25 protein-coding genes are annotated in these 25,564 nt (G+C 66.8%); 18 read left to right on the forward strand and 7 right to left on the reverse strand.

The window, feature by feature from the left end:
• Positions 1 to 12: 12 nt before the first annotated feature.
• The 3 genes from WJU27_RS02230 to prfB form a co-directional block, all read right to left on the reverse strand.
• The gene (locus WJU27_RS02230; protein ID WP_341420999.1) at positions 13 to 1,299 is read right to left on the reverse strand and encodes a hypothetical protein; all 1,287 of its coding nucleotides are present in this window, start codon (positions 1,297 to 1,299) and stop codon (positions 13 to 15) included.
• Complete coding sequence (locus WJU27_RS02235) at positions 1,296 to 2,558, reverse strand: hypothetical protein (RefSeq protein WP_341421000.1); 1,263 nt, start codon at positions 2,556 to 2,558, stop codon at positions 1,296 to 1,298. Before WJU27_RS02235 ends, WJU27_RS02230 begins: the two co-directional genes overlap by 4 nt.
• A 2-nt stretch (positions 2,559 to 2,560) precedes the next feature.
• Positions 2,561 to 3,665 (reverse strand): peptide chain release factor 2 gene (prfB, locus tag WJU27_RS02240; RefSeq protein ID WP_157257243.1). Its coding sequence is split into 2 segments (ribosomal slippage): positions 2,561 to 3,583 and positions 3,585 to 3,665, totalling 1,104 coding nucleotides; the frame shifts between segments, so codons are not numbered across the junction.
• 228 nt (positions 3,666 to 3,893) lie between these two features.
• Here prfB and WJU27_RS02245 point away from each other — a divergent pair.
• From WJU27_RS02245 to WJU27_RS02290, 10 genes are all read left to right on the forward strand, one after another.
• On the forward strand, positions 3,894 to 5,003 hold the full coding sequence (locus WJU27_RS02245) for a YVTN family beta-propeller repeat protein (RefSeq protein WP_296812420.1): 1,110 nt from the start codon (positions 3,894 to 3,896) through the stop codon (positions 5,001 to 5,003).
• Between the two features lie 143 nt (positions 5,004 to 5,146).
• Positions 5,147 to 6,064: an alpha/beta fold hydrolase gene (locus tag WJU27_RS02250; protein WP_341421001.1), complete on the forward strand. Its 918-nt coding sequence runs from the start codon at positions 5,147 to 5,149 to the stop codon at positions 6,062 to 6,064.
• A gap of 125 nt (positions 6,065 to 6,189) precedes the next feature.
• Positions 6,190 to 6,981, forward strand: a complete 792-nt coding sequence (epsA, locus tag WJU27_RS02255; RefSeq protein ID WP_341421002.1) for an XrtB/PEP-CTERM-associated transcriptional regulator EpsA — start codon at positions 6,190 to 6,192, stop codon at positions 6,979 to 6,981.
• On the forward strand, positions 6,981 to 7,784 hold the full coding sequence (locus WJU27_RS02260) for an ankyrin repeat domain-containing protein (RefSeq protein ID WP_341421003.1): 804 nt from the start codon (positions 6,981 to 6,983) through the stop codon (positions 7,782 to 7,784). The genes epsA and WJU27_RS02260 overlap by 1 nt, the downstream gene beginning before the upstream one ends.
• Positions 7,785 to 8,347: 563 nt before the next feature.
• Positions 8,348 to 10,324 (forward strand): sigma-54-dependent Fis family transcriptional regulator, encoded by a 1,977-nt coding sequence (locus tag WJU27_RS02265; RefSeq protein WP_020165177.1) that lies wholly within the window; start codon positions 8,348 to 8,350, stop codon positions 10,322 to 10,324.
• The gene (locus WJU27_RS02270) at positions 10,314 to 10,901 is read left to right on the forward strand and encodes a flavoprotein (RefSeq protein WP_341421004.1); all 588 of its coding nucleotides are present in this window, start codon (positions 10,314 to 10,316) and stop codon (positions 10,899 to 10,901) included. The genes WJU27_RS02265 and WJU27_RS02270 overlap by 11 nt, the downstream gene beginning before the upstream one ends.
• Before the next feature lie 38 nt (positions 10,902 to 10,939).
• Positions 10,940 to 12,400: a DUF6513 domain-containing protein gene (locus WJU27_RS02275; RefSeq protein WP_341421005.1), complete on the forward strand. Its 1,461-nt coding sequence runs from the start codon at positions 10,940 to 10,942 to the stop codon at positions 12,398 to 12,400.
• A complete protein-coding gene (locus WJU27_RS02280) occupies positions 12,397 to 12,960 on the forward strand; it encodes a DUF447 domain-containing protein (protein WP_341421006.1) in 564 nt (187 codons plus the stop codon). Before WJU27_RS02275 ends, WJU27_RS02280 begins: the two co-directional genes overlap by 4 nt.
• A gap of 5 nt (positions 12,961 to 12,965) precedes the next feature.
• Entirely contained in the window at positions 12,966 to 13,673 is a 708-nt protein-coding gene (locus WJU27_RS02285) for a (5-formylfuran-3-yl)methyl phosphate synthase (RefSeq protein WP_341421617.1), read from the forward strand.
• A 75-nt stretch (positions 13,674 to 13,748) separates the two neighbouring features.
• On the forward strand, positions 13,749 to 14,165 hold the full coding sequence (locus WJU27_RS02290) for a GFA family protein (RefSeq protein WP_341421007.1): 417 nt from the start codon (positions 13,749 to 13,751) through the stop codon (positions 14,163 to 14,165).
• 140 nt (positions 14,166 to 14,305) lie between these two features.
• On the opposite strand, the gene WJU27_RS02295 is transcribed toward WJU27_RS02290, so the two are convergent.
• From WJU27_RS02295 to WJU27_RS02305, 3 genes are read right to left on the reverse strand one after another with little or no spacing between them, the layout of a single operon-like run.
• The gene (locus WJU27_RS02295; RefSeq protein WP_341421008.1) at positions 14,306 to 15,685 is read right to left on the reverse strand and encodes a sigma-54-dependent transcriptional regulator; all 1,380 of its coding nucleotides are present in this window, start codon (positions 15,683 to 15,685) and stop codon (positions 14,306 to 14,308) included.
• A complete protein-coding gene (locus tag WJU27_RS02300) occupies positions 15,682 to 16,122 on the reverse strand; it encodes a universal stress protein (RefSeq protein ID WP_341421009.1) in 441 nt (146 codons plus the stop codon). The genes WJU27_RS02295 and WJU27_RS02300 overlap by 4 nt, the downstream gene beginning before the upstream one ends.
• 32 nt (positions 16,123 to 16,154) lie before the next feature.
• Positions 16,155 to 16,949: an outer membrane protein assembly factor BamD gene (locus WJU27_RS02305; protein ID WP_019917664.1), complete on the reverse strand. Its 795-nt coding sequence runs from the start codon at positions 16,947 to 16,949 to the stop codon at positions 16,155 to 16,157.
• Here WJU27_RS02305 and rluD point away from each other — a divergent pair.
• From rluD to WJU27_RS02320, 3 genes are read left to right on the forward strand one after another with little or no spacing between them, the layout of a single operon-like run.
• Positions 16,948 to 17,928: a 23S rRNA pseudouridine(1911/1915/1917) synthase RluD gene (gene rluD, locus WJU27_RS02310; protein WP_341421012.1), complete on the forward strand. Its 981-nt coding sequence runs from the start codon at positions 16,948 to 16,950 to the stop codon at positions 17,926 to 17,928. The genes WJU27_RS02305 and rluD overlap by 2 nt on opposite strands.
• Complete coding sequence (pgeF, locus tag WJU27_RS02315) at positions 17,925 to 18,704, forward strand: peptidoglycan editing factor PgeF (protein ID WP_341421013.1); 780 nt, start codon at positions 17,925 to 17,927, stop codon at positions 18,702 to 18,704. The genes rluD and pgeF overlap by 4 nt, the downstream gene beginning before the upstream one ends.
• 30 nt (positions 18,705 to 18,734) lie before the next feature.
• A complete protein-coding gene (locus tag WJU27_RS02320) occupies positions 18,735 to 19,586 on the forward strand; it encodes a ZIP family metal transporter (protein WP_296812400.1) in 852 nt (283 codons plus the stop codon).
• Here the strand turns inward: WJU27_RS02320 and WJU27_RS02325 are convergent.
• A complete protein-coding gene (locus tag WJU27_RS02325) occupies positions 19,515 to 19,775 on the reverse strand; it encodes a hypothetical protein (RefSeq protein ID WP_296812398.1) in 261 nt (86 codons plus the stop codon). The two genes, WJU27_RS02320 and WJU27_RS02325, sit on opposite strands and share 72 nt — an antisense overlap.
• A gap of 305 nt (positions 19,776 to 20,080) precedes the next feature.
• Between WJU27_RS02325 and WJU27_RS02330 the strand changes: the two genes are divergently transcribed.
• From WJU27_RS02330 to rimO, 5 genes are all read left to right on the forward strand, one after another.
• Complete coding sequence (locus WJU27_RS02330) at positions 20,081 to 21,796, forward strand: PHA/PHB synthase family protein (RefSeq protein WP_341421014.1); 1,716 nt, start codon at positions 20,081 to 20,083, stop codon at positions 21,794 to 21,796.
• Between the two features lie 67 nt (positions 21,797 to 21,863).
• Positions 21,864 to 22,604, forward strand: a complete 741-nt coding sequence (gene phbB, locus WJU27_RS02335; protein ID WP_029143758.1) for an acetoacetyl-CoA reductase — start codon at positions 21,864 to 21,866, stop codon at positions 22,602 to 22,604.
• An 85-nt stretch (positions 22,605 to 22,689) separates the two neighbouring features.
• Complete coding sequence (locus WJU27_RS02340; protein WP_029143757.1) at positions 22,690 to 23,430, forward strand: beta-ketoacyl-ACP reductase; 741 nt, start codon at positions 22,690 to 22,692, stop codon at positions 23,428 to 23,430.
• Positions 23,431 to 23,569: 139 nt separating this feature from the next.
• Entirely contained in the window at positions 23,570 to 24,163 is a 594-nt protein-coding gene (gene phaR / locus WJU27_RS02345) for a polyhydroxyalkanoate synthesis repressor PhaR (protein WP_019917676.1), read from the forward strand.
• Between the two features lie 29 nt (positions 24,164 to 24,192).
• Entirely contained in the window at positions 24,193 to 25,554 is a 1,362-nt protein-coding gene (gene rimO / locus WJU27_RS02350) for a 30S ribosomal protein S12 methylthiotransferase RimO (RefSeq protein ID WP_341421015.1), read from the forward strand.
• Positions 25,555 to 25,564: the final 10 nt, after the last annotated feature.

Below are 25,564 nucleotides of genomic sequence, written 5' to 3' on the forward strand. Positions count from 1 at the left end.
ACTCGCGTCGGTTCAGGGTTGGTTCGCCATCCGCGGCGTGACTTCGCCGACCGTGATGGCGGCGACGTTGTCGTCGTCGACTGGCTGGATGTCCTCGCTGAAGCGCACGTCCACCGGCATGCGCAGGAAGTCGGCGATCGGGCCTTCGCCGGCTTCGCGCATGCCGTCGGCGTCACTGTCGCGCAGCAGCGCCAGCAGCGACATGCGGTAGGAGGCCTGGGCGAAGCTGCCGCCGGGTACCACGTCGGCAAGCGAAGACGGCGCGCTCAGCCGTTCGATGCGCTGGCCGAACAGTTCGAGCAGGCGCAGGTCTTCCATCTGCGGCGCCGGTGCGACCGGCGCTTCGTCCGGCGCCGGCAGCGCGGACGCGCCGGCTTCGGCCACCGGTTCGTTGGCGGCGGCCGGCTCCGCGCGGTCCAGCAGTTCGTGGCCGCCGGCCAGCAGCGTGAGGTCGGGGCAGGGCGTCAGCGCGTCGGCGCACAGACCGGCCAGTGCAGCGGCGTCCAGCCCGCGCAGCCAGCTGGCCACGTCGGACGACGATATGCCAGAGCCGCCCAGCGTCACGCGCTGCGACTCGATCTTGTTCAGCGCGCGCTGGAAGGACGCATCGACGCGCGCCAGCCGCGACTGCGCCAGACCGATGCGCTGCGCCAGACTGGCGCGCTCGAACGGAATGTCCTCGTCGGCCAGCAGTTCGCGCAGCAGCAGCGTGCCGCGGTCCAGCCAGCGCGCGTTGGCGGCCAGCCTGCGGCGCGCCGACAGGATGCGGAATTCGGAACCGGAGGCGATGGCGTCCTCGAAGTGCAGCGTGAGGTCGTTCAGCTTGCCGAGCAGTTGCTGCAGCGCTTCGCCGGTGTCGCCATCGACCGCCTGCAGACCCGCGAGCTGGGCGGTCAGGAAGCCCAGCTCGACGTCCTCGTCGCCCGACAGTTCGAGCAGCATGGTGAGCGCGCCACAGGCGTTGCGGCCGACGTCGGACAGCAGGTACTGGCCGTCCGCGATCAGCAGCAGCGCGTGGTCGCGCAGCCGGCGCAGCACCGTTTCCAGCTTGACCGGGTCGATGAAGGCGAAGCGCGCGCGCAGCGCGTCCGGCGACCAGCGCGGCATGTCGGCGGTGCGGCCGATTTCGCCCAGAACCATCACGCGCATCAGCACCTCGGCTTCGGAGCCGTGGAACAGCGTCGTGAAGGCGGCCAGCATCGGGCGCGCGCGCAGCAGGCGGTCGAGTTCGGGCACCTCGTCGGCATCGACGCCGGGGGCGAGGAAATCGGTGAGAGCGGCGGCGTTGTCGATGCTCACTTGTACAGCTCCAGTGCGGCGATGCGCGCGTCGATGTCGGCCAGCACCGCGTTGTAGGCGGGCGCGCCGACGCCGCCGAAGCGGCGCAGGAACACCGCTTCCGGCATGAATTCGGCGAGGCCGGCGATCGACGGCAGCAGGTCTTGGGTCGCCGGATCGCCGCCAAGGACGCGGCTCACTGTGTCGTCACCGGCGGCGATGCGCTCGCCCAGCCGGGTGCCGGCGCGGTCGGCCAGCAGATCGGTGAAGGAGAAGCCGCTGCCGCTGCGCGCGTCGCGCACCTCCTTCGACAGGCCGATGGCGTTCGCCCAATGCGCGCCGGCGTGGGCGGCGATCAGTGCGGAGCCGACGAAGTGCTGCGTCAGGTCCTCTCGGCCATGCAGCGTCAGCACCTGACGCGGAACCGGCGGCCAGTCGGCGGCGGCGGGCACCAGCATGGCCGGCGAGCGGCCATTCACGTGCAGCGCCAGAGCGAGCAGGGCCGAACGTTGTTCGGCGACCGTGTCGCCGCCGCGCGTCTGTGCCAGCGCGAACAGTCGCTGCAGCACCGGCGGCAGGCTGTCGGCCTCGCGCGCTGCGCCGCCCTCGCGCAGCGCGAGTACGGCCGTGCGCAATTCGGCGTGATAGGCGGCCAGCCGTTCCGCTTCGCCGGCCGGCAGCAGCGCGCGCATGCCCTCGGCGGCCACCTGCCTGCTCAGCGCGTAGTCGATGCGCAGGCCATCGCGCGAGATACGTGCGCCGTGCACGACCTCGGACAGCAGTGCCGGATCGCCGCCATAGCCAAACTGGCGCAGCAGCCAGGGCAGGGCGGCTGCGAAGGCCTTGCGCGCGATCGGGGCCGGCAGCGACAGGCTGCCGATCTGCAGTCCGTCCAGCCGCGGCTCGCCGTCGGCGATGACGACCGGCGCGTCGATGTTGAGCCAGAGCGAGCCGGGCAGGGCGGTGGCGGTGCGCAGATTCATCTGGCCGTCGACGCTGACCGCCTGCGCCCGCGTGTGTGGCAGCCGCTTGGCCGCGATCTGCAGCAGGGCCTGCACTTCGTCGGTCGCCAGCACGATGCTGCGGGGCTCGCCGTCGCGCAGCCGGCGCGGGTCGAGTTCGCCCAGCCGCTTGGCGGCGCGCTCAGCCGAGCGGGCGGAGATGACCGCCTGCGCATCGGTGATCGACGGTGCGCTGTCGAGCGCCGCCCACAGGGCAAGCAACAGGGCGGCGACGCTCAGCGCGACGCCGAACATCACGGCGCGCAGCAGGAAACGCACCGTCAGACGCCCTGTTTCAGGCTGGCCTGGATGAAGCCGTCGAGATCGCCGTCGAGCACCGACTGCGTGTTGCCGACTTCGTGATTGGTGCGCAGGTCCTTGATGCGGCTCTGGTCCAGCACGTAGGAACGGATCTGATGACCCCAGCCGATGTCGCTCTTGGTGTCTTCCAGCGCCTGCTGTGCCGCCTGGCGCTTGCGCAGTTCGGCTTCGTACAGACGTGACTTCAGCATGGCCATCGCTTCGGCGCGGTTCTTGTGCTGCGAGCGGTCGTTCTGGCACTGCACGACGATGCCGGTCGGCACGTGCGTGATGCGGATGGCGGAGTCGGTCTTGTTGATGTGCTGGCCGCCGGCGCCGGAGGCGCGGAAGGTGTCGACGCGCAGGTCGGCCGGGTTGATGTCGACCTCGATCGAATCATCGACTTCCGGATAGACGAACACGCTGGAAAAGCTGGTGTGGCGGCGCGCACCGGAATCGAAGGGGCTCTTGCGCACCAGCCGGTGGATGCCGGTTTCGGTGCGCAGCGTGCCGTAGGCGTACTCGGCGCTGATCTTCAGCGTCGCACTCTTGATGCCGGCGACTTCGCCCTCGGACTCTTCCAGCACCTCGACGCCGAAACCCTTGCGTTCGCAGTACTTCACGTACATGCGCAGCAGCATCGACGCCCAGTCCTGCGCTTCGGTGCCGCCGGCGCCGGCCTGGATTTCCAGGAAGCAGTTGCTCGGGTCCTGCGGGTTGTTGAACATGCGGCGGAACTCGAGGCCGGCGACGTCGGCTTCGATCTTTTCCTTGTCCGCCTCGATGGCGACCACGGTGTCCTCGTCCGCTTCCTCGCGGGCAAGTTCGAACAGGTCACGCGTGTCGGCCAGCCGGGCGTCGATCGATTCGAGCGTACGCACGACCGCTTCCAGTCCGTGCTTTTCCTTGCCCAGTTCCTGCGCGCGCGCGGTGTCGTTCCAGACCGTCGGGTCTTCGAGCGCGCGTTCTACTTCTTCGAGCCGCGATGCCTTGGCATCGTAGTCAAAGATACCTCCGCAGTTCGCCGGCCCGCGATTGCAGGTCGGTCAGGTGATTGGCGATGGCGTTGAGGCGTTCTGCTTCCATGGTAGGTACCGGCCGAATTGCGTAAAACCCGGCATTCTACCGTTGCAGGCGGCCGGGATGTTTTCCCTTGTCCGGATCGGGCGCCTGCGACACCTTGTGAGGGAGGATTTCCCGTGCCGCGACAGTGGCCAATTCGCGGAAATCCTGAACCTGATGGCGCATCCCGCTCTCTATACTGCGCGACGCTGCCGGTTCGGCACACGACAAGAAAACGACGGAGGATTCCCCATGAAGCTCAAATCCGCGATGCGCGGCCTGATCCCGGCTGCGCTGTTCTCGATGATGGCAGGCGCCGGTCTGGTGCAGGCTGCCGGCACCGCCTACGTCAGCAATCAGGACGGCGGCATTTCCATCATCGATCTGGCGAAGATGGAAGTCACCGGCGAGTACGAGGTGGGCGGCAAGGTGCCGCGCGGCCTGGGCGTCACCGACGACGGCAAGACGCTGGTGGTCGCCGTGCGCGAAACCGGCGACATCGCACTGATCGACACCGCCAGCGGCAAGGTGACCAAGCGGGTCAAGATAGGCAAGAACCCGGAATTCGTGCGGGTGCGCGGCAACATGGCCTTCGTGTCCTTCGAGCCGACGTCCAAGCTGGGCCCGCCGCCCAAGCCGGGCGCGGAAAAGAAGGATGACGACAAGAAGGAAGGCGGCAAGGAAGGCGGCCACGGTCACGACGACGATGACGACGATGACAAGGAACCGGCCAAGGTCGCGGTGATCGACCTGAAGAAGGGCAAGGTGATCCGCAACATCGTCGGCGGCCCGGAAACCGAAGGCATCGAATTCACCGCCGACGGCAAGCGCCTGGTGGTGACCAACGAGGCCGACAACACGCTGACGCTGCACGACATCAAGACCGGCAAGCTGCTGAAGAAGGTCGATGTCGAGAAGCACGGCGCCCGCCCGCGCGGCATCAAGCTGTCGCCGGACGGCAAGACCTTCATCGCGACGCTGGAATTCGGCAACAACTTCCTGGTGCTGGACGACAAGCTGAACCCGGTCAAGACGGTCGCCACCGGCCAGACGCCTTACGGCGTGGCTTTCGACGCCAAGGGCGAGCGCCTGTTCGTCGCCACCGCGCGCGCCAAGGCGCTCGAAGTTTTCGACGCGAAAACCTTCGCCAAGATCAAGGATGTTCCGCTGAACGCCGAGCGCTGCTGGCACTTCACCTTCACGCCGGACGAGAAGCAGATCCTCGTGGCCTGCGGCCGTTCGGACGCCGTGGTGATCATCGATGCAGAGAAGCTCGAAGTCACCGGCAAGATCGACGACAAGAAGCTCCCCTGGGGCGTCGTCACCTACCCGCGCGCGATGGGCAGCCTCGACCAGAACTGATCCGCTTCGTTCGTTTCGTTGTCCTGGGCCCGCCGCAAGGCGGGTTCTTTTTTTGCGCTGCATTGTCCCGAAGCTGAAATACGCCGCGCGCAGACTGCCCATGTCAATCTTCATGTCATGGTGCCTGCGTGGACGAGCGCAGCATGTTTCTGCCGGACCGGCGGCGACTGGCCTGGGCCGAGTACGGTGATCCGTTCGGCTATCCGGTCATCCTGTGCCACGGCGTTCCGGGATCGCGCCGGCAGGTGCCGCCCTTCGATGCGCTCACCAGCGAGCGGCACGCGCGCCTCATCGTGCCCGACCGTGCCGGCTACGGCCTGTCCGATGGCGCACCCGGCTGGGGTCTGGCGCAATGGCGACAGGACGTCGGCGCGCTGGTCGATCATCTGAAGCTGGGCGATTTCGCGGTCGGTGGCGTGTCCGGCGGTGCGCCATTCGCCTGCGCGCTGGTGGCGGAGTTCGGCGAACGGGTGTCGCGACTGGTGCTGGTCAGCGGCGTGGCGCCTGGCTATGGCGCGTCGGCGGATGCATTGAAACTGCATCCTTTCGAGGCAGTGATGGTCCGCCTCGCGGTGCGCACGCCCCGCCTCGCCAGGCTGCTGATCGAGCCGCTTGCCGTCGTTGCCGCGCTGTGGCCCAGGACCTACCTGTCGGCGATGTGCCGGCTGGTTGGCGAGGCCGACCGCGCCGAGCTGGCGCGCGCGGACATCCACGACATGTTCTTCGACGATCTGCCGAGCGCTGCCCGCCAGGGCGCAGCGGCCATCGTCCGCGATCTGGCGATTGCCGCCTCTGACTGGCAGCTCACGCTGCAGGACTATCCGGGCACGGTCGAGATCGTGCAGGGCTGCGACGATGCCATCGTGCCGGCCGACTGCGCCAGCCGGCTCGCCTTCCTGTTTCCGCAGGCCAGCGTGCGGCTGCTGGCGGGTGAGGGGCACTTCTTCGTATTCAGCCGCTGGAGCGAAATTCTTGCCGCGCTGTTGGCCCGGCGCTGGCGCCACGAACAGGAAGTGCAGATGCCGCTGCCACGCGCGCCGGCGCCGTCGTCACCCCGCTGAAACATTCGGCTGCAAGAATTCGCGCCGGTTGTTGCAAAGTGTTGCAACGGCCGGCGCGTCTGTTGCGGCATCGGACAGGCTTCATTCGAACGACGGCTACACGCTGCTTCCATCCCGGTTTCTACATGACAGATCCGCTCGCGCAGGATCAGATCGACGTGCAGCTATTGCTGTTTACGATCGAAACCTCGATCCGGGTCGTCAAGCGCTTCCAGTTCTTTCTCTGGGCGCAGGGTTCGCTGCAGACCTTCCTGCCGCACGAAACGCTGCTCTGCGTCTGCGGCGACATCGAACGCGGTGACTATCGCGCCTCGGTGTTCTCGCGCTCGGTGCTGTCACCGGAGTATGAATCCAGGCTGATCGATCCGGCCTCCGGGCTGATGGCGCGCCTGCTCGACGACTGGCGCGCCGGCGCACGCGAGCCGTTGGCCTACGGCGGTGGCGTGCGCGGCCGCAGCGGCGCTGCCGCGCTGCGCACACTCGGGCTGCAGCACGCGTTGGCGCATGGTTGCCGCGAGGCGCGCGGCGAGCAATCGACCTTCTTCGCGCTGCTCGGCATGCCCGATGCACCGACCGATCAGGACGCCCGCCGCATCGAACTGCTGATGCCCAACCTGCATCTGGCGCTGCTGCGCATCACCGAATTCGAGCGGCGCGAGGGCGCCGAGCGCGCGAACGGCCGCTACAGCTCGCCGCTGACGCTGAGCGCGCGCGAACTGCAGGTGCTCGACTGGGTACGCGAGGGCAAGACCAACCATGAGATCGGGCAGATCCTCGACATCAGCCCGCTCACCGTGAAAAACCACATCCAGAAGATCCTGCGCAAGCTCGACGTGACCAATCGCGCGCAGGCCGTGGCGCGGCTGGCGGCGCTGCGCGCGCACGAAGCGGGCCGGGATCTGGCGGGAGAGACATGATGAACACGCGGAAGATCGCAGCCTGCGCGCTGCTGGCATGCGCCGGAGCCGTCGGCGCACAGGAACTGCCGCCGGAGTGGCAGGGCGTGATCGCCGAACCGGCACGCCCGCGCGTGGCGATGCCCACCACACCGATCGAGTACGCCGACATGCGTCGCACTGGCGACGACGCTGGCCCGCGCGACTACCGCAGTGCCGACTACGCGATGCTGTCGGCAGCCCGCCGTGGCGACTGGGCGGCCGTCAATCGGCTGCTCAAGTCCGGCGCCGCCGCCAACGTGCGCGACGTGTGGGGCGACAGCGTGCTGGCGCGTGCCGCCGCTGCCGGCGAGACCGAAACGGTGCGCGCACTGCTGGCCGCCGGCGCACATGTCGACCGCAAGGGCGCGTCGGGTTTCACGCCGCTTGGTGCCGCCGCGCTGGCCGGCCATCACAAGGTGGTCGCGCTGCTGTTGCGCGCCGGTGCCGACGTTGACGCGAAGAGTGCGAATGGGCACGTGCCGATGATAGATGCGGTGATGCTGGATCGCGCCGAGGTAGTGGCCGAACTGGTGCGCGCGCGTCCGGACTGGCTGGTCTATGAGCGCGAACTGGGCCGGCACGCCCTGTCGCTGGCCGCCTCGCTGGGTCATGTGCGCGTGCTCGACCAGTTGCTCGCTGCCGGCTTCGACCCCAATCTGCCGGACCGGGCCGGCTTCAACGCGCTGTACTGGGCGGTGTTCCGCAAACAGCGCCTGGCGGTGGCCCACCTGCTGGCCTCGGGCGCCGACCCCGGCGCGATGTCGACCGAGATCTACGACTGAACTGTGGGGGCGGCCATGGCCGCGACGCGGCCGCTGCAGTTAGCCGGCTTCGATTCAGGCGGCTGTCGGGGTCAGAAGACCCCTCCCACAGAATCCTGGCTCTGGCTCCGGCTGCGGGTCAGGCGCCTCCCTTGTGGGGGCCGCCATGGCCGCGACGCGGCCGCTGCAGTTCGCCGGCTCCGATTCAGGCGGCTGTCGGGGTCAGAAGACCCCTCCCACAGGACCCCGGCCCTGACTTCGGCTGCGGGTCGGGCGCCTCCCTTGTGGGAGCGGCCTTGGCCGCGACGCGGCCGTCGCTGTCCGCTGGCTTCGATACATGCCGCTGCGGACGTCAGTTCGCTGGCAGGGCATCACAGTCTGCACGATGCGCTGACATCGCACGACCGCTGCACATGTCGGGTGGCGGAGCACAGTGCCCGTCTTTCGCGACACCGGCGCGCCACAACGGGCACAGGTCGCGCATGTCGGCCGCCCGGCCTTGGCTGGCGGGGCTTCCGGGGCGGGTGGTACCATTGGGCGCTTTTTCCCGCGTCCGCCGCTACCGGTTCCCAAGGTTCGAATACATGGTGTCATCCAATCAGGTGGCTGAACACGTCCGTTCGGTGCACGCCATCATCAGCCGCCCGCAGCGCCCGTCCGGCCATGAACTGGTGGCCCGTTCGTGGCTGCGCTGCTTCCATGAACTGGGCCTCGATCCCGCCGCCGAAGACGCGCCGCCGCCGCTGGCGCCGCAGGCCTGGCGCGAGCGCGGTGACAAGCTTGGCGAGGTGATGGACAGCGCCGTGCCGGAGATGCAGACGCTGCACCGCCAGCTCGATGATCCCAATTCCGCGCTGGTGCTGGCCGATGCCGAAGGCGTCATCGTCAGCATCGTGCGCCACCCCGGTTTCGCGCGCGAAGCTTCGCTGCGCGGCCTGGTCGAGGGCGCGCGCTGGAGCGAGGACATCCAGGGCACCAATGGCATCGGCACCGTTCTGGCCGAACGCCACTCGCTGGTCATTTCGCGTGAGGAACACTTCTTCGCCCGCCATACCGACATGGTGTGCGCCGCCGCGCCGATCTACGACGGCGTAGGCGAAGTCGCCGCCGTGCTGGCGGTCTGCTCGCTGGCGCCGGGCGGCGCCCGGGCGCTGCGCGCACTGGTCGAGCGCTCGGCCCGCGTAATCGAGCACCGCGCTTTCCGCGCGCGCCACGCCACCGACTACATCATCCGCTTCCATGCCCACGCCGGTCGCGTGCTGACCGCGGTCGACGGCATGCTGGCGCTGACGCCGGAAGGCGAGGTGATCGAAGCCAACCACACCGCCTTCGAGCTGCTGTCGCCGGAGGGCGAGGCGCTGCTCGGGCGCGAAGTGACCGAGTTCTTCGGCCAGTCGCTGCCGGAACTGCTGTCGCGCACCTTCCGTTCCGGTTTCCATCCGCTCACGCTGTCGATGCCGCAGCACCAGACTTGGCATCTGCTGGCGCAGCAGCCCGCACGCAACCGCGCCCAGGCCGGTACGCGCGGCACCGACTCGGCGTCGGCGGCGCAGGCGCTGGCCGAACTCGACCTCGGCGACCTGCGCATGGCCGGCAATGTGCACAGCGCGATGCGCATCCTCGATCGCGACATTCCGCTGCTGATCTCCGGCGAAACCGGTACCGGCAAGGAAGTGTTCGCGCGTGCCTTCCACGCGTCGAGCCAGCGTGCGCGCGGCCCCTTCGTCGCCATCAACTGCGCGTCGCTGCCGGAAGCGCTGATCGAATCCGAACTGTTCGGCTACAAGCAGGGCGCCTTCACCGGCGCCAACCGCGATGGCCGTCGCGGCAAGGTGCTGCAGGCCGACGGCGGCACGCTCTTCCTCGACGAGATCGGTGACATGCCGCTGCAACTGCAGGCGCGCCTGCTGCGCGTGCTCGAAGAGCGCAAGGTGACGCCGCTGGGCGGCGAGAACGCGGTGCCGGTCGATCTGCAGCTGGTCTGCGCGACGCACCGCGATCTGCGCGCCATGGTGCGCGAGGGCAGCTTCCGCGAGGACCTCTACTACCGGCTGCGCGGCATGGAAGTGACGCTGCCGGCGCTGCGCGACCGCACCGACCGGCGCGCGCTGATCGAGCGCTGCCTGACCGAGGAGAGCGCCGGCCGGCACCCGCCGATACGGCTGGGTCAGGCGGCCATGCAGGTGCTGGACCGCTTCCGCTGGCCGGGCAACATCCGCCAGATGCGCTACGTGCTGCGCACGCTGGTCGCGCTGTGCGACGGCCCGGAAATCACGCTGCGCGACATGCCGCCTGAACTGATGGATGCGCCGGAACCGATGCCCGCCGTCGCACCGGCCGCCCACCCGACCGACACGGCGGGCGAGCCCGTGCATTCGACGCCGAGCAACCTCAATCCGCTGCAGTCGGCCGAGCGCGACGCGCTGCTGTCCGAGCTGCGTCGTCATCGCTGGAACATCGCCGGGCTGGCGCGCGAACTGGGCGTCAGCCGCAACACCGTCTACCGGAAGATGAAACGTCTGGACATCGACACCGACACGCAGGCCGGCGATGGCTACTGATCCGCGCCTGAACGACATCCCGGACGAAGCCGAAGTCCTGCCGGATGCGCGCATCGCGTGGGGACTGACCGGTTCCGGCCACTTCCTGAAGGAGTCGCTGGAGTTCGCCGACACGCTCGACCGCATCGACCTGTTCATGTCGCGTGCCGGCGAGGAAGTGCTGAACATGTATGGCTACCCGCTGGCCGACATGAAGAAGCGTTACCGCATCTTCCGCGACAGCACGGCGAGCGCGGCGCCGGTCGGGCTGTTCTACCAGGGGCAGTACCACACCGTGGTGATCGCCCCGGCGACCTCGAACACGGTGGCCAAGTGCGCGCTCGGCATTTCCGACACGCTGGTCACCAACATCTTCGCCCAGGCCGGCAAGCTGCGCATTCCCATCATCGTCTTTGCCTGCGACACCGAACCGGTGGTGATCACCGAATCGCCGAGCGAATGGGTGACGCTGTACCCGCGCTCGATCGATCTCGAACACACCGGGCGCCTGGCCGGTTTCGAAGGCGTCACCGTGGTGAAGAGCGTCGAGGAACTGCAGAGCGCGCTCAGGCAGAGACTTGCGGCCGTCGGTCGTTGATCGCGCGATCGACGATTCGATGAGCGACGAACTCCGGCATGCCTGAACAAGACGTCCGCGCCGAACGCATCCTCTTCCTGACCGGGCATCTGGCGCTGAAGAGCCTGCAGCGCATCCTCGATGACATGCAGCCGCTGCCTTTCGAGGCGCGCGTGCTCGACGTCGGCATCAACGTGGCCGGGCTGATGACGGCCGAGCTGATCCGCCGCCGCGTGCCGGTGCCGGTCGATGCCGACCGCATCATCGTGCCCGGCCGCTGCCGCGGCGACCTCGACGCGCTGTCGCAGCACTTCGGCATTCCGGTGCAGCGCGGACCGGACGAAGTGAAGGACCTGCCGCAGCACTTCGGCCGCAAGGCGAAGAAGCGCGAACTCACACAGCACGACGTGCTCATCTTCGCCGAAATCGTCGATGCGCCGCAGGTCGACATCGACACCGTGCTCGCCACCGCGCGCCGCTACCGCCGTGATGGCGCCGACGTGATCGACATCGGTTGCCTGCCGGACACGCCCTTTCCGCACCTGGAGGACTGCATCCGCGCGCTGAAGGCCGAGGGCTTCCAGGTGAGCATCGATTCGCTCAACACCGACGACCTGCTGCGCGGCGCCTACGCGGGTGCCGACTACCTGCTGAGCCTGAAGAAGAGCACGCTGTGGGTGGCCGACGAGGTCGACGCGATTCCGGTACTGATTCCGGATACGCCGGGCGATCTCGATTCGCTGCGCGAAGCGGTGGACATCATGACGGCGCGCGGTCTGCCTTTCTACGCCGACCCCATCGTCGAGCCCATCCACTTCGGTTTCACCGCGTCCATCGTGCGTTACCACGAACTGCGGCGCAGCCACCCGGACATTCCGGTCATGATGGGCGTGGGCAACCTGACCGAACTGACCGACGCCGATACCAGCGGCATCAACGCGCTGCTGTTCGGCATCATTTCCGAGCTGCGCATCGGCGCTGTGCTGGCGACCGAAGTGAGCCCGCACGCGCGCCGCGCAGTGAAGGAAGCCGACATCGCGCGGCGCGTCATGTTCGCCGCGCGCGAAGACAACGCGCTGCCGCGCGACTATTCCGACGACCTGATGACCACCCATCAGCGCCGCCCCTTTCCTGATACACCGCAGGAGATCGCCGAGATCGCCGCCACCGTGCGCGACCCGAACTTCCGCATCCAGGTGAGCGAGCAGGGCATACACATCTACAACCGCGACGGTCTGCAGGTGCATACCGATCCGTTCGCGCTCTACCCCGGGCTGAACGTGGCCGAGGATGGCGCACACGCGTTCTACCTCGGCGTCGAACTGGCGCGCGCGCAGATCGCCTGGCAGCTCGGCCGACGTTACGCGCAGGACGAAGAACTGCAGTGGGGCGCTGCGGTCGAGAAGAAGGAACAGGATCTGATGGCGCACTGCGCGCCCGGCACTACGCTGCAGCGCAAGACGAAGCGCAGGCAGACGGACGCGCCGCCGCCGGCCGACGACACACAGGACAAAGCATGATCTGGGAAACCATACTGACCACCGTGGACGTGCAGGGCCGCACCCACATCACGCCGCTGGGCGTGCGCGAGGAACGCGGACTGACCGTGCTCGCGCCCTTCCGCCCCTCGGGCACGCTGGACAATGTGCTCGCCACGCGCATTGCGGTGGTGAACTTCACCGATGACGTACGCGTGTTCGCCGGCGCGCTGACCGGCCGCCGCGACTGGCCGGTGCAGGCGGCCGAGAAGATTGGCTGTGCCCGCCTCGTGAATACGCTGGCTCACCGCGAACTCGAACTGGTCGAGGTCGAGGAGGACGAGGTGCGCCCGCGCCTGTTCTGCCGCACCGTGCACGAGGAAAGCCATGGTGCCTTCCCCGGCTTCAACCGCGCGCGTTCCGCCGTGATCGAGGCGGCCATCCTGGTGAGCCGTCTGCACATGCTGCCGGTCGAGAAGATCGACGCCGAACTGGCCTATCTGCAGATCGCCATCGACAAGACCGCCGGCCCGGCCGAACTCGAGGCCTGGGGCTGGCTGGTCGAACGCATCGCCGCGCATCGCGCCGGAGCGAAGGCGTGATCCGCATGCTGGCCAGCGTGCGCGACCTCGACGAGGCGCGCATCGTGCTCGATGCCGGGGTCGACCTGATAGACCTGAAGCAGCCGGCCGACGGCGCGCTCGGCGCACTGCCGCCCGAAGTGATCAGCGAAGTCGTCGGCTTCGTCGCCGGCCGCACGCTAACCAGCGCCACCGCCGGCAATATCGAACCGGATGCGGAGGCCGTACAGGCCGCGATGCAGAGCATCGCCGCGACCGGCGTCGATTACGTCAAGGCGGGTCTGTTTCCGGCAGCTTGGCAGCAGGGCGGCCGCGACTACGCGGCGGTACGCGCCTGCCTTGGCGGCTTGGTCCCGCTGAACGGTGTGCGGCGCATCGCGGTCATGTTCGCCGATCTCGCGCCGCCGCTCGATCTGGTCGATGCGGTGGCCGAGGCCGGCTTCGACGGCGTCATGGTCGACACTGCGCTGAAGACCGGCCACAGCCTGCCCGACGTCGCCACTGACGACTGGTTGGCCGCTTTTGTCGGAGGCGCGCGTGCCCGTGGGCTACTGTGCGGGCTGGCCGGTTCGCTGCGCGAGGGCCACATCGCGCCGCTGACGCGGCTCGCGCCGGACTATCTCGGCTTTCGCGGAGCACTGTGCGCCGGGCAGGCGAGGGCACACGCGCTCGGGGCCGATGCGGTCCGTCGCGTACGCGGCGCTGTGCAGGCCGCGCAACACCTTGCCGCCTGAGTTGTCGTAGCCGGAGCAGGCTCCGGCATCCGCCCATCGCCTGCGGTTCAGGACCGATGACGAGAGGAGGCGGAAATGGAAGGTCATTGTCTTTGCGGCGCGGTACGATTCAGCGCGCCGGATGCGAAGGACATCGGGGTATGCCACTGCGGCTTCTGCCGCCGATGGGGCGGCGGCCCGTTGCTGGCAACGCATTGCGGAACCAGCGTGAGCTTTACCGGCGCCGAGCGCATCACCGTCTATGCGTCTTCCGGATGGGCGGAGCGCGCTTTCTGCAGTCAGTGCGGGACTCACCTGTATTACCGCCTTCTCGCCACCCGCGAGTACTTCATTCCGGCCGGAACCTTCGATTCGAACGACATGGTGATGACGAGCCAGATCTACGTCGATCGTAAGCCCGACTACTACGCGTTCGCGAACGAGACGCCGATGCTCACCGAGCAGCAGGTGCTCGAACAGTACGGTTTTCCGCCGGAGGACGCGAAGTCCTGATCCTGGAACACCGGGGGACGAGGTGCGACGGTCGGGCTCGCGGCCGACGTCGGGCGGGGCGCGCGTCGCTAAGCCCCTTGTGCGGGAGGTCGGCTTTGCACAGCCGAGCCGTGTCGCCGGAGCGACGCAGTGCGTCGCTTTTATCCGGCGACACCCCACTGCGCGCATTTGCGTTCTATGGTTTTGCGGGATACGCCGAGCTGGCGGGCGGCTTCGGATTTGTTGCCGCCGCAGGCAGCCAGCACGTCGAGGATGTGCTTGCGCTCGACGTCTTCCAGCGCCGCACTGGCCTCGGCCGAACGGGGCGGAGTAAGGGTGCCGAAGGCGTCTGTGGGGAAATAGCCGAGGATGAGGGCGCGTTCGACCAGGTTGCGCAGTTCGCGGATATTGCCCGGCCAGTCGTGCGTCGCCATGCGGGCGATGGTGTCGCGGTCCAGCGGGATGGGCGCCACCCCCAGTCGTGACGACAGCTGGGCCATGAAGTGGGCAACCAGCAGCTTCACGTCCTCGCGCCGCTCGCGCAGCGGCGGGATGGTGATGCGCACGACGTCGAGCCGGTAGAACAGGTCCTGGCGGAAGCGGCCGGCGCGCACTTCGGTCGCCAGATCGCGGTTGGTCGCGGCGACGACGCGGATGTCCACCGGCACTTCGCGCGTGGAGCCGACCGGCCGGATCATGCGGTCTTCAAGTACGCGCAGCAGCTTGGTCTGCATCGCCGCCGGCAATTCGGATATCTCGTCGAGGAAGAGCGTGCCGCCCTGGGCGTAGAACAGCAGGCCCGGGTTGTTGTCCTGCGCGCCAGTGAACGCACCTTTCACGTGGCCGAACAGTTCCGACTCGATCAGCTCGGCGCTGATCGCGCCGCAATTGACCGGCACGAAGGGCGCGGCCGCGCGCGGGCTCATCTGGTGCAGCGCGCGTGCGGCCACTTCCTTGCCGACACCGGACTCGCCGGTCAGCAGCACGGTGCTCGGCATCGCGGCGGCGCGGCGCAGCACGCTGGCCAGCTCACGTACCGGCTGCGATTCGCCCACCATGCCCTCGACGCCCTCGGTCTGACGCGCGATTTCGCGGCGCAGCACATAGTTCTCGCGCAGCAGGCCGGCGCGGTCGAAACAGCGGTCGACCGCATTCATCATCTGGTCGATGCGGAAGGGCTTGAGGATGAAATCCGAGGCGCCTGCACGCAGCGCGTTGATCGCGGTTTCGATGTCGGCGAAGGCGGTGATCAGGATGACATCGCACTGCTGGCCCTGCTCGCGCAGTTCGTTCAGCCACTCCAGGCCGCTGCGCCCCGGCAGCGAAATGTCGAGGATGATGAGGTCGAAGTGCAGCCGGGCGAACAGCTGCTGCGCGTGTTCGACGCTGCCCGCCGTCTCGACCAGCCCGCAGCGCGAACCGAGTGCGCGGCTGATGAAACTGCGCATGCCCTCTTCGTCGTCGACGACCAGCACCGAATACTGCTGCCAGTCGCGCTCGCCGTCGCGGGCGGCGGGCGAGGGCGCGCGTGCGGCATTCATGCCGATGGCTGTACCACGATGAGGATGTTGCACGGCGCTTCTTCGACCAGCGAAGCGCCGACCGAGCCTTTCCACCAACGCTCCAGACGCGAGGCATGGTGGGTGTGGCCGATCACGATCAGCTCGACGTGCAGTTCGTGCGCGAGGCGGCTGATTTCACGCACGGCGTCGCCGGTGACCAGATGACCTTCGGCGGTCACGCCGCGTGCCTTCAGCTGGTCCAGTCCTTCCTTCAGCACTTCGGCGAAGCGTTCGTTCTCTTCTTCCTGCGGTACGTCGGCGACGAAGCCTTCGGCCACGAACAACGTCGCCGCGATCGGCGCGACGGCAAGCAGATGGATTTCGGCGTGCAGCAGGTCGTTGATGTCGGCGCATTCGAGCAGTGCGCGGCGACCCGATTCGGAACCGTCGTAGGCGAGCAATACCTTGCTGTACATGAACGTTCTCCTGCTGTGTCGAAAGTCTATGCCTACCAGAGCTTCCACCAGGGGTCGTCCTCACCCGGCCGCTTGAAGCCGCGCGCGAGGAAGTCGCTCTGCGGGTAGTTCTTCATCATGACGCGCTGGGCGTCGTCGCGCAGGTCGGTCAGACCCAGCGATTCGTAGGCGACCATCAGGATATACAGTGCCTCTTCGACCGCCGGCGACTGCTGATAGTTGCTGACCGCGAACTGCGCGCGGTTGGCTGCCGCGAGGTAGGCGCCGCGCTTGATGTAGTAGCGCGCCACGTGCACTTCGTGCGCCGCCAGCGAATTGACCAGGTAGTTCATCCGGATCGTCGCGTCCGGCGTGTACTTGCTTTCCGGATAGCGCGTCACCAGTTCCTTCAATGCGTCGAAGGAATCGCGCAGGCCCTTGGGGTCGCGTTCGGTCATGTCCTGGCGCGACAGCACGCTCATCACGCCGAGGTCTTCGTTGAAGTGAACGAGGCCGCGCAGGTAATACACGTAGTCGACGTTGGGGTGGTTCGGATGCAGCCGGATGAAGCGGTCGCAGGCGGCGACGGCCTGTACGCGCTCGCCCTGGCGGTAATAGGCGTAGGCAACTTCGATCTGCGCCTGCTGCGCGTAGCGGCCGTACGGGAACTTGGCTTCCAGCTTCTCGTACAGCTTGATCGCCTGTTCGTACGAGCCTTCGCCCATCAACTCCTTCGCCTCGGTGTAGAGGCGCTGGGCGGACCAGTTGGCGGTTTCGTCGATCTTATCGGGAAGGAGCCCGCACCCGGCGGCCAGAGCCACCCACAGTATCGCTACACTACGCCACATGACCGCTTTGACCCTGGAAGATACGCAAGACGACGATTATATCGCCGAGCAGCCCGCGAACCGGCCTCAAGTCCCGATATGCGCGACCGTGCCGGCCGGCGTGGTCGGCGACCGGCTCGACGCGGTGCTCGCCCGGGTCTGGCCGCAGTACTCGCGCAGCCGCCTGCAGGGCTGGCTGCGCGAGGGCCGGGTGCGGGTCGACGGAAAGGCCTGCGACGACGCGCGCCGTCGCACCTTCACCGGCGAACGCCTCGAACTGGACCCCGGCAGCCTGCCGGCGGACACCGTGCACGCGCCGCAGAACATCCCGCTCGACGTCGTTTTCGAGGACGACACGCTGCTGGTGATCAACAAGCCGGCCGGCATGGTGGTGCACCCGGGCAATGGCGTGCCGGACGGCACGCTGCTCAACGCGCTGCTGCACCGCGTGCCCGGACTGGCGCAGGTGCCGCGCGCCGGCATCGTGCACCGGCTGGATCGCGACACCACCGGCCTGCTTGTGGTCGCCCGCACACTGGAAGCGCAGACGGACCTGGTGCGGCAGCTGCAGGCGCGCACCGTGTCGCGTCGCTACTTCGCGGTGGTGGCCGGCGACCTGAGGGCGGACGGTACGGTTGACGCCGCCATCGGCCGGCATCCGGTGCAGCGCACCCGCATGGCCGTCGTGCAGGCAGGCGGCAAACCCGCGCGCACCCACTATTTCGTGCGCGAACGGCTGCAGGGTGCGACGCTGGTCGAGTGCCGGTTGGAAACCGGGCGCACGCATCAGATACGTGTACATATGGCGCACATCGGTCACTCGCTGCTCGGCGACGAGGTCTATGCCCCGCGCAACGTCGCCGAACGCTTCTCGCGCCAGGCGCTGCATGCCTGGCGGCTCGGGCTCATCCATCCGAAGAGCGGGGCCGAAGTCGAGTGGGAGGTGCCGCTGCCGGCCGACATGGAAGGCCTGATCGCCGGGCTGAGGATAGCCACGTGAGCAGGCCGGCCGCGCTGCCACTGATCCTGCCCGACTGGCCGGCGCCGCCGTCGGTGCGCGCCTGTGTCACGACGAAGCTGGGCGGCGTCAGCGCGCCGCCTTTCGGACCGTTCAATCCGGCGACCCACGTCGGCGACGACCCGCAGGCGGTGGCCGACAACCGGGCGCTGCTGCGCGCACACCTGCCGGCCGAGCCACTGTGGCTGGATCAGGTACACGGCGTGGAGGTGCTGGATGCCGACCGTCAGCGTTGCGGTACCGGCGACGCCTCGGTCGCGCACCGGCCGAACCGCGTCTGCGCGGTGATGACCGCGGATTGTCTGCCGGTGCTGTTCTGCAACCGTCAGGGCAGCGTGGTTGCGGCGGCCCACGCGGGCTGGCGCGGTCTGGTGGCCGGGGTGCTGACGCGCACGGTCGAGCGCATGGGTTGCGCGCCAGCTGACCTGGTGGCCTGGCTCGGCCCGGCCATCGGGCCCGACGCGTTCGAGGTCGGGCCGGAAGTGCGCACCGCATTCGTCGAACGGCTGCGCGGCGCCGCGCGTGCATTTCGCGCCGGGACGGGCGATCGACTGTACGCAGACATCTACGCGCTGGCGCGGCTTGAGCTGGCCGCGGCGGGCGTGCAGGCGGTGTACGGCGGCGGGCTGTGCACGGTGAGCCAGCGCGAACTTTTCCATTCCTACCGGCGCGACGGCCGTTGCGGACGCATGGCCAGCCTGATCTGGATCGCGGATCGCGCCGCCCCGTTCGCCGCGGAACCGTCGTATCAAGGATAATAAGAGACCGTTTTCAGTTTCGAATCCCCCATGTCTGTCCTTGCCTGGATCGTGCTTGCCTCTTTCGTCGGCGGTGCGATCAGCGTCTGTGCCGCCGCGCTGTTCGGCATGGCCGTCAATCTTCAGCGCATTCCGATGCTCATCAGTTACTCGGTCGGCGCGCTGCTCGGCGCCGCCCTGCTCGGCGTGCTGCCGCAGGCGATCGAGGAAGTCGGCAGCGTAGAACTGGCCACCAGTCTGCTTCTGGCGGGCATTCTCGGTTTCTTCCTGCTGGAGAAGCTGGTGCTGTGGCGGCACTGTCACGAGGTCAGTTGCGAGGCGCACGATCCGGCGGAACTGGCGCAGCACGCAGGCCACGACCACGCTCACCACGACCACGCGGCGCTGACACACCACGATCACGGTCATGGCGGCGACGGCGCGCGCGCAGCCTCGCTCATCCTGATCGGCGACGCCTTCCATAACTTCGTCGATGGTGTGCTGATCGCCGCCGCCTTCTCGCAGAGCATTCCGCTGGGCATCGTTACCGCCACCGCCATCGTCGCGCACGAAATTCCACAGGAGGTGGGCGATTACCTGGTGCTGCTGCATTCGGGCATGAGCCGCATGCGCGCGCTGGCTTTCAACCTGCTGTCCAGCATGGCGACCCTGGTCGGCGCGGTCGGCGCCTATTTTGCGTTGTCGCTGGTGAGCGGCGCGGTGCCCTACCTTTTGTGCATTGCGGCGGCCAGCATGATCTATGTCGCGGTGGCCGATCTGATTCCCGGTCTGCACAAGCGTGCCGAGATCGGCGCTACCATCCAGCAGGTGCTACTGATTTCGCTGGGCGTCGGCAGCATCGTGCTGATCCACCACTTCGTCGACGGCTTCGCCCATCACTGACCCGTCCTCCTCCGGTTGCGGCCGCCGCGCGGCCGCGCGCCGCCTTGCCGGCGTGCCGAAAATCCACAGAAACAGCGCCAGCGGCGCGACGCCGTAGAACAGCACGGTGAGCGCGGCGGCGACGATGCTGTGTTCGGTCACGGCCATCATCAGCACCACGTACAGCCACGCAATCGCAATGATGTACATGCGGGGAATCCTTTCCTGCAGCGAGTTTCATGGGCCCGCGCCAGGGGCGGACGGGCGGGATTGACAGCTATTTTGTGCGATGCAACAATCCGGTCGTGTTGCGTGTGCCGGGTGGTCGCACCCATAGCGCGCACGTCAGCCGGCATGCGCTGTTATGCTCGCCTGGCGCGATTGCGACCGGCACGATAGACGCAGATTCCCGACGACGCCATCGCGTTGCATCTGAATAAGAACGACTGGGGTTTGGTTTGATGAGCAGTGACTCGGCAGCACCCGGAAAGTCCGTCCCGCCTCGCAGCGAGGCCGTGCAGCCCGACTGGACGGCCATCATGGCCGCGATGGGCAAGAACTTCAGCGAATTCATGACGCGCCAGCAGAGCACGCTGGCCGCACACACGCCGCTCAACGGCAGTGCCTTCCCGGCACCCGAAGCCGCCCGTTTCTCCGAACTTCATCAGCAGTGGCTGGAAAGCCAGCACCGGCTCTGGCAGGCCTTCGCCCAGCGCAAACCGGACGACGGACCGGCGCCGGCCGTGGTGCAGCCCGACCCCACCGACCGCCGTTTTCGCGCGCCCGAGTGGACCAAGAGCCCCTATTTCGACTATCTGCGTCAGGCCTATCTGCTGAACGCGCAGTTCATGCGTGCCTGCGTCGAAGCGACGCCGGTGGCCGACGGGCGTGCGAAGGATCGCATGCGCTATCTGTCGAAACAGATGATCGAGGCGATGTCTCCGGCCAATTTCGCCGCGACCAACCCGGAATTCGTCGAAACCGCGCTGCGCACCGAGGGTGAAAGCATCCGCCGCGGTCTGGAGAACCTGCTGCGCGATCTGCAGCAGGGCCATATTTCGATGTCGGCGCCCGGTGCCTTCGAAGTGGGCAGAAACCTTGCCGTGACCGAAGGTTCGGTGGTGTTCGAGAACGAGCTGATACAGCTCATCCAGTACGCGCCGACGACCGACAAGGTGCACGCCAAGCCGCTGCTGATCGTGCCGCCCTGCATCAACAAGTACTACCTGATGGACCTGCAGCCGGAGAACTCGCTGGTGCGTTTCCTGGTGGAGCAGGGCATCACCGTGTTCCTGATTTCCTGGCGCAATCCGGATCAGACGCTGGCCCAGCTGACCTGGGACGACTATCTGCGCCTCGGGCCGCTGACCGCGCTCGATGTCGTGCGCGACATCAGTGGCGACGCGCAGCCGAACACCATGGGGTTCTGCGTCGGCGGCACGATACTCGCCTCGGCGCTGGCCGTAGCCTGCGGTCGTGGCGAAAAGCCTGCTGCCAGCATGACCTTGCTGACCACGCTGCTCGATTTCTCGGATGCCGGCGAGATCGGTTGCCTGGTCGACGAAGGCATGGTGGCGGCGCGCGAGCACACGATAGGCCGCGGTGGCCTGCTGCCGGGGCGCGAACTGGCGCAGACCTTCAGCAGCCTGCGTCCGAACGACCTGATCTGGAACTACGTGGTCGGCAACTACCTGAAGGGCGAAACGCCGCCGGCCTTCGACATCCTGCACTGGAACTGCGACAGCACGAACCTGCCCGGCCCCTTCCTCGCTTGGTATCTGCGCAACCTCTACCTTGAAAACAGTCTGCGCGTGCCGGGTAAACTCGAAATGCTGGGCGTCAAGGCGGATCTGGGCAAGGTGGACATGCCGGCCTACCTGCTGGCCACGTCGGAAGACCACATCGTGCCGTGGACCGGTGCCTATCTGGTGCGCAAGCTGCTCGGCGGCGACACCACCTTCGTGCTGGGTGCCAGCGGCCACGTGGCTGGCGTGATCAATCCGGCGTCGAAGGACAAGCGCTCGCACTGGGTTGGCGGCAACGAATCGACCGCCGAGGAGTGGCGGGCCAATGCCGGCGAACAGCCGGGCAGCTGGTGGAAGCATTACATCAAGTGGCTGACTGCGAAGTCAGGCAAGAAGGTCGCGCCCCCGTCACGAGCGGGCAACGCGCAATACAAGGTGATCGAGCCCGCACCCGGGCGCTATGTGAAGGGCAGCGCAACGAATTGAACGCATGGCAGCCTCATGAGGGGGGCTGCGGAAGACACACCCTCGACTAATAAAAGGAGACAAGGAAATGACGCGAGTCGCACTGGTAACAGGCGGTATGGGAGGACTGGGTGAAGCGATCTGCATCAAGCTCGCGGCACTGGGTTTCCGCGTGGTGACCACACACAGTCCTGGCAATACGAAGGCAGCCGAATGGCTGCAGACCATGAACAACATGGGCTATGGCTTCAAGGCCTACCCGTGCGACGTGTCGGATTTCGACTCCTGCAAGGCGTGTGTCGAGACGGTTGTGAAGGAAGTCGGTCCGGTTGACGTGCTGGTGAACAACGCCGGCATTACCCGCGACATGACCTTCAAGAAGATGACGAAGGCGGACTGGGACGTGGTGATGAGCACCAACCTCGACTCCTGCTTCAACATGACCAAGCAGGTCATCGACGGCATGACCGAGCGCAAGTGGGGCCGCGTCATCAATGTGTCTTCGGTGAACGGTTCGAAGGGTGCATTCGGCCAGACCAACTACTCGGCCGCGAAGGCCGGCATGCACGGCTTCACCAAGGCGCTGGCGCTGGAAGTGGCGCGCGCCGGTGTCACCGTGAACACGATTTCGCCGGGCTATATCGGTACCAAGATGGTGACCGCGATCCCGCAGGACATCCTCGATTCGAAGATCCTGCCGCAGATCCCGGTGTCGCGTCTGGGCAAGCCGGAAGAGATCGCCGGCCTGGTGGCCTATCTGGCGTCGGACGAAGCGGCTTTCGTCACCGGCGCCAACATTGCAATCAACGGCGGTCAGCACATGTCCTGACCGCCCGCGCGGAGGTCCGCGCACGCCTTCCACCTCGTCCGGCGGGGGTGGAGGGTTTTTCACGCAGCTGGCTGGGAGAGAAGTCATGACGAAACGAGTTGCCCTGGTTACCGGGGGTATGGGCGGTCTGGGTACCGCAATCTGCAAGGCACTGGCCAAGGACGGCTACACCGTCGTGGCGAACTGTCTGCCCGCGTTCCCCCAAAAGGACGAATGGCTGGCCAAGATGCAGGCCGAAGGCTTTGAAATGAAAGCCGCCGAGGGCGACGTGTCCGACTACGATTCCTGCAAGGCGATGATCGACAAGGTCGAGCAGGACATCGGCCCGGTCGATGTGGTCGTGAACAACGCGGGCATCACCCGTGACAAGTTCTTCTCCAAGATGGACAAGGCCCAGTGGGATGCGGTGCTGACCACCAACCTCGACAGCCTGTTCAACGTGACGCACCACGTCGCCGGCAAGATGGCCGAACGCGGCTGGGGTCGCATCATCAACATTTCGTCGGTCAATGGCGTCAAGGGCCAGGCCGGCCAGACCAACTACTCGGCTGCCAAGGCCGGCGTGGTCGGTTTCACCAAGGCGCTGGCCGCCGAAATGGCCGCCAAGGGCGTGACCGTCAACGCGATCGCCCCGGGCTATATCGGTACCGACATGGTGATGGCCATTCGCGAGGACATCCGTCAGGGCATCATCGACTCGGTGCCGATGAAGCGCCTGGGCAAGCCGGAAGAGATCGGTGCTGCCGTGTCCTACCTCGCCTCCGACATGGCGGGTTACGTGACCGGTGCAACGCTGAACATCAATGGCGGTCTGTACTACCAGTAATTGCCGTAACGCCGGTTTGTGACGTATCGCAAGGCCTTATGCGGCACTGCCGCATAAGGCCTTTGCTTGCTGTATGATCAAAACAGAGTGGGCGGAAACACCGCCCCGGGGTAGTTCAAACGAGCGAGGACACCACACAATGAGCGCTTCCGAAAGCCGCGAGGGGACCGGTTCCACCAACAGGCTGATCAAGAAATATCCCAACCGCCGGCTTTACGACACCCGCACGAGTTCCTACATCACGCTGTCCGACGTGAAGGAACTGGTTCTCGAGAATGCCGAGTTCCAGGTCGTCGATGCCAAGACGGGCGAAGACCTCACCCGCAGCATCCTGCTGCAGATCATCATCGAAGAAGAAAGCGAAGGCGTGCCGATGTTCACGTCCGACCTGCTGTCGCAGATGATCCGCTTCTACGGCAATGCGATGCAGGGCATGATGGGCAAGTATCTCGAAGGCAACATCAAGGCCTTCACCGACGTGCAGAGCAAGCTCCAGGACCAGGCGCGCGCCATCTACGGCGACAACAACGCGATGAGCAAGGACCTGTGGGCGCAGTTCCTGAACTTCCAGGGCCCGGCCATGCAGAGCATGATGGGTGCCTATATGGAGCAGAGCAAGCGCATGTTCGTGCAGATGCAGGAGCAGATCGAGCAGCAGACCCGTTCGATGATGTCCGGTTTCAAGTTCCCGGGCTTCGGGCCGGGGGGCGATAAAGGCCCGCAAAACAAGTAAACTGCCGGGTTTTGCGGCGGAGACGCGGCGTGACCCGTACTTCTGAATCTGGCAACACCACGAAGCCGACCCCCAAGGTCGGCTTCGTTTCTCTCGGCTGTCCGAAGGCGACGTCGGACTCCGAGTCCATCCTGACCCGCCTGCGCTCCGAAGGCTACGACATCGTGCCGACCTACGACGATGCTGATGTCGTGGTCGTCAACACCTGTGGCTTCATCGATGCCGCGGTCGAGGAATCGCTCGACGCGATCGGCGAGGCGCTGGCCGAGAACGGCAAGGTGATCGTGACCGGCTGTATGGGGGCGGAAGGGCCCAAGCGCCAGCAGGTGCTGTCCGCCCATCCGCAGGTGCTGGCGGTGACCGGTCCGCACGCGACCGAAGAGGTGATGGACGCGGTCCATCGCCACCTGCCCAAGCCGCACGATCCCTTCTCCGACCTGGTGCCGCCGCAGGGCATACGGCTCACGCCGTCGCACTACGCCTACCTGAAGATTTCCGAAGGCTGCAATCACCGCTGCAGCTTCTGCATCATCCCGTCGATGCGCGGCGATCTGGTAAGCCGGCCGATCGGCGACGTGATGCGCGAAGCCGAGGCGCTGCGCGACGCCGGCGTGCGCGAACTGCTCATCGTGTCGCAGGACACCAGCGCCTACGGCGTGGACGTGAAGTACCGCACCGGCTTCTGGGGCGGCAAGCCGCTGCGTACGAAGCTGTACGACCTGGCGAGCGCGCTGGGCGAGCTGGACATGTGGGTGCGCATGCATTACGTCTATCCGTATCCGCATGTCGACGACATCATTCCGCTGATGGCCGAGGGCAAGATCCTGCCCTACCTCGACGTGCCCTTCCAGCACGCCAGCCCGCGCGTGCTGAAGGCGATGAAGCGGCCGGCCAATGCCGAGAACAATCTCGAACGCATCCGCGCCTGGCGTTCGATCTGCCCGGACATCACGATACGCAGCACCTTCATCGCCGGCTTTCCGGGCGAGACCGAGCAGGAATTCGAGGAGCTGCTCGACTTCCTCGGCGAGGCGCGCCTCGACCGCGTCGGCTGTTTCGCCTATTCGCCGGTCGATGGCGCCAGCGCCAACGACCTGCCGGGCGCGCTGCCGGAAGAGGTGCGCGAGGAGCGCCGTCAGCGCCTGATGGAATTCCAGGAAGACATTTCGACCCAGCGGCTGGAAGAGAAGATCGACCGCGAAATGATCGTGCTGGTCGATGAGGTCGACGAGGACGGCGCGGTCGCGCGTTCCGAGGGCGACGCACCCGACATCGACGGCCTGGTGCACATCCTCGACGGTCAGGACCTCGAAGTCGGCGACTTCGTGCGTGTGCGCATCACCGATTGCGATGTGCACGACCTGTACGCCGAAGTCGTCGTCGAAGACTGACGATGAGCCG

Origin of the sequence: Methyloversatilis sp. NSM2, from assembly GCF_038066675.1 — a bacterium.
GTDB lineage: Bacteria > Pseudomonadota > Gammaproteobacteria > Burkholderiales > Rhodocyclaceae > Methyloversatilis > Methyloversatilis discipulorum_A.